Consider the following 7698-nt stretch of genomic DNA (forward strand, 5'->3'; position numbering starts at 1 on the left):
CGGCTGGACGCGCGGCGCGGCCGCATCGCCGCCGCGCTCGCCCTCGGCAACGCCGCCCAGACGCTCCCCGCGCTCGCCGAGCTGTGCGACGCCCACCCGCTGGACGAGCCGCTGCACGCGCTGCGCATCCGCGCCCTGCGGGACACCGGCCGCCCCGCGGAGGCGCTGGCGGCGTACGAGGCGATCCGGGTGGAGATCGCGGAGCGGCTGGGCGCGGACCCGGGCCCCGAGCTGCGCGCCCTGCACGCGGAGCTGCTGGAGCCGGAGCAGCCCGAGCCGCCCAAGGCCCCCGAGCCGCAGCGGGCCGGGCGCCGCGGCGGCAATCTGCGCGCCCGGCTCACCAGCTTCGTCGGCCGGGAGACCGATCTGGCGGCGCTGCGCACCGATCTGTCCGCACACCGGCTGGTCACCCTCCTCGGGCCCGGCGGCGCCGGGAAGACCCGGCTGTCGCAGGAGGCCGCCGAGTCGGTCGCCGACGCCTGGCCGGACGGGGTGTGGCTGGCCGAGCTGGCCCCCGTGGACGACCCGGAGACCGTGCCCGAGACGGTGCTGACCGCGCTCGGCGCGCGCGAGACCGTCATCCGCGGCAGCGCCGCCGAGGGGCTGCGCGCCGCGGCCGACCCGACCGCCCACGATCCGCTCGCGCGGCTCGTGGAGCACTGCGAGCCGCGCCGGATGCTGATCGTGCTCGACAACTGCGAGCACTTGGTCGAGGCCGCGGCCCGGCTCGCCGACTCCCTGCTGGCCCGCTGCCCCGGCGTCACCGTCCTGGCCACCAGCCGCGAACCGCTCGCCGTCCCCGGCGAGCTGGTGCGCCCGGTGGAGCCGCTGCCGGACCCGGTGGCGCTGCGGCTGTTCCAGGAGCGGGGCGCGGCGGCCCGTCCCGGCTTCCGCACCGACGACGATCCGGCGGCGTGCGCCGAGATCTGCCGCCGCCTGGACGGCCTGCCGCTGGCCGTCGAACTGGCCGCCGCCCGGCTGCGGCTGCTTAACCCCCGGCAGATCGCCGACCGCCTGGACGACCGCTTCCGCCTGCTGACCAGCGGCAGCCGCACCGTGCTGCCCCGCCAGCAGACGCTGCGCGCCGTGGTCGACTGGTCCTGGGACCTCCTCGACGCACAGGAGCGCACCGTCCTCGCCCGTCTCTCGGTCTTCGCGGGCGGCTGCGACCTCCCGGCGGCCGAGGCGGTCTGCGGCGATCCGGACGACCGCGATCCGGACGGCCGCGCGGCGGACGACCGCGATCCGGACGACCGCGCGGCGGACGGCCGCGATCCGGACGGCCGGGGCCCGGTCGACCCCCGGGACGTCGCCGCGCTGCTCGGGTCCCTGGTCGACAAGTCGCTGGTGGTCGCCGCGCCGGGAGGGGACGGCGCGGACGGCGAGATGCGGTACCGGCTGCTGGAGACCGTCGCCGAGTACGCGGCGGCGCGACTGGACGAGGCGGGGGAGCGGGCCGCGGTGGAACGGCGGCACCTGGTCGCGTACCGGGAGCTGGCCCGTACCGCCGACCCGCATCTGCGCGGCCGCGACCAGCGCGTCTGGCTGTCCCGGCTGGAGGCCGAGCACGAGAACCTGCGCACCGCGCTGCGCCGGGCCGTCGCGGCGGGCGACGAGCAGGAGGCGCTGTGCCTGGTGCTGTCGCTCGGCTGGTTCTGGAACCTGCGCGGCCACCGCGGCGACGGACGCCACTGGTCGACGGCCGCGGCGCGGCTGGGCCCCAACCCGTTCGAGCCGCCCGTCGCCCCCGCGCCCCCGCTGTACACGAGCTGCACGGCCGCCCCGCCGCCGATGGAGCCCGAGATGCTGGAGGAGGCGCGGCGCGGGGTGCGGCTGTACGCGCTGGCCAACCTCGAAGGCAACATGAGGGCCATGGACGACGACGAGTTCCGGCAGGAGATGCGGGGAATCGTCGAGGCCTACCGCCCGGGGCTGCCGCAGAACTGCCGGGTCCCCGGCGTCATGTGGTTCTTCGCGGTGCTGCTGACGGGCGATCTCGCCCTGATGCGGGAGGTCGTGGACGAGTCGGTGCGCACCAGCCGGAAGCTGGGCTACACCTGGGAGCTGGCCTTCACCCTCCAGATGCGGGCCAAGGTGATGACCCAGCGCAGCGGCGGCGATCCCGGGGAGCAGGCGCGCCGGGACGCCGACGAGAGCCTGGAGCTGTTCATCGAACTCGGTGACGCCTGGGGCGTGGCCGAGGCGCTGTCCGGGCGCGGCGAGACCCTGGAGCTGATCGGCGACGGCCGGGCCGCGGCCGACGACTACCGCGCGGCGATCCGCTACGCCGAAGAGCTGGACGCGCATGCCCAGATCTCGCTGCTCCGGGCCCGGCTGGCGGGGCTGCACGTCGAGCACGGGGACGAGCCGGAGGCGGCGGAGGGCGAGCGTATCCTGCGCGAGCTGCTGGCGGAGCCGGCGCAGGCGGGCGCCGAGGCCGAGTCGTACGTCCGGATGCACCTGGCCCACCGGTGCGGCACCACGGGCCGGGTGGCCGAGGCCCGGGAGCATCTGGCGTTGCTGCACGAGGAGTTCGCCAGCCGGGCGCTCGATCTGTTCCAGGGCCTGGTCGAGGGGATGATGGCCTGGCTGGACCTGCTCGAAGGGCAGCCCGGGGAGGCGCTCACCCGGATCAGGGGGGCGCTCGTGAAGACCGGTGACTTCATGTCCCAGGTGGTCGCCCCGCAGGTGCCGGTGATCCAGCTGATGACCGCCGCGCGGGCGCTGGCCGCCCTCGGCGGTCCGGAGCGGGCCGCGCTCGCGGCGCGGCTGTTCGGCGCGTACGACGCGCTGCGGCCCGGCATCCAGCGGGTTCCCGACAGCGAGCGGGCGGACCGGGCGGCGGGCGAGGTGGCGGCGCGGGCCTGGCTGGACGACGGGAGTTACGAGCGGGCGTACGCGCAGGGCGACGGCCTCACCGTGCCGGAGGCCGCCGCCCTCGTCGAAACCATCGCCTGACCCCTTCGCTCAGGTCTTGGTGCGGAACTTGCGCACCGCCAGCGGCGCCGTGATCACCGTGATGGCCACCGCCCACACCAGGGCGACGGTCACCGGATGGGCGATCGGGCCCTGACCGCTGGTCAACGACCGCGCCGCGTCGGCGAGCTGGGAGAGCGGGTTGTAGTCCGTGAAGGACTGGAGCCAGTCCGGCATGGTGGCGGTCGGCGCGAAGATCGACGAGCCGAACTGGAGCGGCATGATCACCAGGAAGCCGATGCCCTGCACCGCCTGCGGCGTCTTCAGCGACAGCCCCAGCAGCATGAAGATCCAGGTCAGCGAGGAACCGAAGGCCAGGGCCAGGACGACCGCGGCCGCCAGCTCGGCCGGGCCGGTCTTCAGCTCGAAGCCCATGATGAAGCCCATGATCAGCAGGATGAGGGTGGACACCAGCATCCGCCCGGTCTCCACGATCAGCTTGGCGACCAGCACCGAGGAGCGGGCGATCGGCATCGTACGGAAGCGGTCCATCACCCCCTTGCGGAAGTCGTCGTTGACGCCCGTGCCGACCGACATGGCGATGTTGAGCCCGCCCATCGCCATCATGCCGGGGATGAAGTAGTTGACGTACTGGTCCCGGTCGCCGCCCGACACCGCGCCACCGAAGACATAGGTGAACAGCAGCGAGAAGACGATCGGCATCATCAGCGCGTCGAACATCGACTCCGGGTCCTGCTTGATCTGCATGGCGTTACGGCGCACCAGCGCGCCGATGTGCCGGAGATTGGCGCGCAGCCCGATCCGCCCCTCGTCGGGCAGGTTTTTGGCGGACGCGGTGACCGTTGCCGCACTCATGCCGCAACCTCCTCAAGGGCCTTGTCGTTCTTGCTGTCCTCGGGGGTCGAGGTCTTCTGGCCGGTGATGGCCAGGAACACCTCGTCCAGGCTGGGCAGATGGGTGTCGATCCCGGCGATCGCGAAGTTGCGCTCGCCGAGCAGCCCGATCACCGCGGTCAGTTGCTCGTCGCTGACGATCGGCACGTTGACCAGGCCCTCCTCCACGTCCGCGGTCGCGCCGCCGACGCCGTCGAGCCCGGCCTGCGCGATGGCGCCGACCATGCGGTTCAGCTCACCGGGGTCGGAGGGGCGGATCTGGAGGGTGCGCCCGCCGACCTTGGCCTTCAGCTCGTTCACCCGGCCCTCGGCGATGATCTTGCCGCGGTCGATGACCGTGAGGTCGTGCGCCAGCTGCTCGGCCTCCTCCATGTACTGGGTGGTCAGCAGCACCGTGGAGCCCTCGGCGACCATGCGCTTGACCTCGTCCCACACCTCGTTGCGGGTGCGCGGGTCGAGACCGGTCGTCGGCTCGTCCAGATAGAGCACCGCGGGGCGGCCGATCATGGAGGCGGCCAGGTCCAGCCGGCGGCGCATACCGCCGGAGTAGGTGGACGCGGCCCGCTTCGCGGCGTCCGTCAGCGAGAACCGCTCCAGCATGGCGTCCGCGCGCGAGCGGGCTTCCTTGCGGGACAGATCGAGCAGCCGCCCGATCATGTACAGGTTCTCCCAGCCGGAGAGCTTCTCGTCGACCGAGGCGTACTGCCCGGTCAGACCGATCGTGCGGCGCAGCTGCCTCGGCTGCCGCACCACGTCGTACCCCGCCACGACGGCGGTGCCTGCGTCCGGCACCAGCAGGGTGGACAGACAGCGGACGAGGGTGGTCTTCCCGGCTCCGTTGGGGCCGAGCACACCGAGGACGGTGCCTTCCGGCACGTCCAGATCCACCCCGTCGACCGCCTTGGTGTCGCCGAAGTGCTTGACCAGCCCCCGTACTTCGACGGCGTTGCCGTCCCTGATCTTGTGTTCCTGTCGCGTCATGTCCTCAGCGTGACACCCGCCGCCGACAGATCACCGACAAGCAGCAGACAGCCCGCCGACGGGGGACGGTCGGCGGGCTGTCGATGTACCGCGATGGCTCTGTGTCCCAGCGGAACGAGCGCTCAGCGGAACGAGTGCTCAGTGGAACGAGTGCTCCTCGGCCGGGTACGCCCCGCCGACGACGTCCTCGGCGAAGGCGCGGGCCGCGTCGCCCAGCACCTCCCGCATCTGCGCGTACTGCTTCACGAAGCGCGGCACCCGGCCGCCGGTCAGGCCCGCCATGTCCGTCCACACCAGCACCTGGGCGTCGCACTCCACGCCCGCGCCGATGCCGATGGTCGGGATGTGCAGCGAGCGGGTGACCTCGGCGGCCAGCTCGGCCGGGACCAGCTCCAGGACGACGGCGAAGGCGCCCGCGTCCTGCACGGCCTTGGCGTCGCGCAGCAGTTGCTGGGCGGCCTCCTCGCCGCGCCCCTGCACCCGGTAGCCGCCGTACGCGTTGACGGACTGCGGGGTGAGGCCGACGTGCGCCATGACCGGGATGCCGGACTGGACGAGCAGTTCGATCTGGTGGCCGGAGCGCTCGCCGCCCTCCAGCTTGACCGCGCCCACCCCGGCCTCCTTGATCAGCCGGGTGGCGTTGCGCAGGGCCTGGACCGCGCCCTCCTGGTACGACCCGAAGGGCAGGTCGCCGACGACGAGGGCGCGCTTGGTGCCGCGTACGACCGCGGCGGACAGCAGGGCGACCTCGTCCATCGTGACGGGCACGGTGGACTCGTAGCCCAGATGACAGTTGCCCATCGAGTCGCCGACCAGGATGACGGGGATGCCCGCCTCGTCGAAGACGGAGGCGGTCATCGCGTCGTACGCGGTGAGCATGGGCCACTTCTCGCCGCGCTCCTTGGCGGCGGCGATGTCGCGGACGGTGATACGGCGGGATGTCGTCCCGCCGTACAGCGCCTTCGACGGCTGCCCTTCCGGATTTTGTGGCTTGCGCGCAGGGCTGACGTGCGTCATTACGACGGCTCCTGTTCGTCATCTCGAGGCGCCCTGACGGCGTCCCCGGACCACCCCCATGCTGGCACGCCTCCCGACGGGGCGAAAGTGGGGCCACGCCGATCCCGTATGGGTATTCGATGGACAAAAGCTCGCAAAGAGTTCCCAATACGAGACGGGGCCGTATCGAAACGGTCTTAGCCTGGGCCGCATGGCAGCAGCACCCTCCGCCGAGGCGATCCACCGCAGACGGTGGGCGATCCTGGTCGTCCTCATGATCAGCGTCCTGGTCGTCGTCCTGGACAACTCGATACTCAACGTGGCGATGAAGACCATCGCCACCCCGAAGCCCATCGGTCTCGGCGCCACCCAGAGCCAGCTGGAGTGGGCCATCAACGCCTACACGCTGGTCTTCGCGGGGCTGCTGTTCACCGCAGGGCTCCTCGGCGACCGGCTCGGCCGCAAGAAGGTGCTGCTCGGCGGCATGGCCGTGTTCGGCATCGGCTCGGTGCTCGCCGCCTTCTCCGGCTCGCCCGGGGAGCTGATCGGCTTCCGGGCGCTGATGGGCCTGGGTGCGGCCTTCGTGATGCCCGCCACCCTGGCCATCCTGGTCAACGTCTTCGAGCGCGAGGAGCAGGCGAAGGCCATCGGCATCTGGGTCGCCGCGGTCGGCCTCGCCATCGCCATCGGGCCGATCACCGGCGGTCTGCTGCTGGAGCACTTCTGGTGGGGCTCGGTCTTCTTCGTCAACGTCCCCGTCGTCGCCGCCGGGATCGTCGCGATGGTGCTGCTCGTCCCCGACTCCCGGGACCCGGCGCCCGGACGGCTGGACCCGCTGGGCGTGCTGCTGTCCGTGGTCGGTCTGGTGCTGCTGGTGTACGGCATCATCAAGGGCGGCCAGCTCGCCGACTTCACCGACGCCCAGGTGCTGGCCACGATCGGCGCCGGACTCCTCGTCCTGGGCCTGTTCGTCTGGCACGAGAAGCGCAGCGACCACCCGGCCATCGACATCGACTACTTCCGGAACCCCGCCTTCTCGGCCGCCATCGCCGCCGTCGCGCTGGTCTTCTTCGCGCTCATGGGCGTGACCTTCTTCATGGTCTTCTACATCCAGAGCGTGCGCGGTTTCAGCGCCCTGGACTCCGGGCTGCTGCTCCTGCCGCTGGCCGTCGCGCAGCTGCTGTTCGCGCCGCGCGCCCGGCTGGTCGTGGAGCGCTTCGGCGCCCGCGCGGTGTGCACGGGCGGGATGCTGCTGGTGGCCGCCACCATGGCCGGGTTCCTGCTGCTGGAGACCGACTCGCCGCTGTGGGTGCTGGAGGTGCTCTTCTTCTTCCAGGGCGCGGGAATGGCGCACATCATGCCCCCGGTCACCACCGCGATCATGCAGGCGCTGCCGCGTGAGAAGGCCGGTTCCGGTTCGGCCCTGAACAACACCTTCCGGCAGGTCGGCGGTGCGCTCGGGGTCGCCGTCCTCGGCTCGGTGCTCTCCGCCACGTACCGCGAGGGCATCCAGGACACCCTCGCCGCCGTCCCCGGGCTGCCCGCCTCCGCACGGCACTCGGCGGGCGAGTCCATCGAGGCCACCGTCGCCCTCGCCGAGCGCATGGGGCCCTCGGGCCAGGCGCTGCTGGGCCCCGCACACGACTCCTTCATCCACGCGATGCACCTCACCGCGCTCGGCTCGTCCGGTGTCGCCCTGTTCGGCGCGCTGGTCGTGGCGGCGTTCCTGCCCGGCAAGGACGCGGACGGCGGCGGCCCCGGCAGCGGGCAGCAGCGGGAGAAGGCCGGGGCGGGAGCCGACCGATGACCGCGCCGCACGCCGAAGCCCGGGCCGACGCCCGGGCCGACGCCTGTGCCGACGCCCGGGCCGACGCCGCATCGGCATCCGGCC

5 protein-coding genes are annotated in these 7698 nt (G+C 72.6%); 2 read left to right on the plus strand and 3 right to left on the minus strand.

Annotated features, from left to right (window positions below; translation table 11 throughout):
- Nucleotides 1-2958, plus strand: a 2958-nt coding sequence (locus tag EEJ42_RS36765; RefSeq protein WP_123106525.1) for an ATP-binding protein, incomplete at its 5' end; no start/stop codon positions are given.
- A gap of 9 nt (nucleotides 2959-2967) precedes the next feature.
- On the opposite strand, the gene EEJ42_RS36770 is transcribed toward EEJ42_RS36765, so the two are convergent.
- The 3 genes from EEJ42_RS36770 to panB form a co-directional block, all read right to left on the minus strand.
- Nucleotides 2968-3792, minus strand: coding sequence for an ABC transporter permease (locus EEJ42_RS36770; RefSeq protein WP_123106526.1), 825 nt, complete (start codon nucleotides 3790-3792; stop codon nucleotides 2968-2970).
- A complete protein-coding gene (locus EEJ42_RS36775) occupies nucleotides 3789-4811 on the minus strand; it encodes an ATP-binding cassette domain-containing protein (RefSeq protein ID WP_123106527.1) in 1023 nt (340 codons plus the stop codon). Before EEJ42_RS36775 ends, EEJ42_RS36770 begins: the two co-directional genes overlap by 4 nt.
- A gap of 138 nt (nucleotides 4812-4949) precedes the next feature.
- A complete protein-coding gene (gene panB / locus EEJ42_RS36780; protein ID WP_123106528.1) occupies nucleotides 4950-5828 on the minus strand; it encodes a 3-methyl-2-oxobutanoate hydroxymethyltransferase in 879 nt (292 codons plus the stop codon).
- A gap of 190 nt (nucleotides 5829-6018) precedes the next feature.
- Between panB and EEJ42_RS36785 the strand changes: the two genes are divergently transcribed.
- Nucleotides 6019-7614: an MFS transporter gene (locus EEJ42_RS36785; RefSeq protein WP_123106529.1), complete on the plus strand. Its 1596-nt coding sequence runs from the start codon at nucleotides 6019-6021 to the stop codon at nucleotides 7612-7614.
- Nucleotides 7615-7698: the final 84 nt, after the last annotated feature.

Origin of the sequence: Streptomyces botrytidirepellens, from assembly GCF_003721215.1 — a bacterium.
Classification (GTDB): domain Bacteria; phylum Actinomycetota; class Actinomycetes; order Streptomycetales; family Streptomycetaceae; genus Streptomyces; species Streptomyces himastatinicus.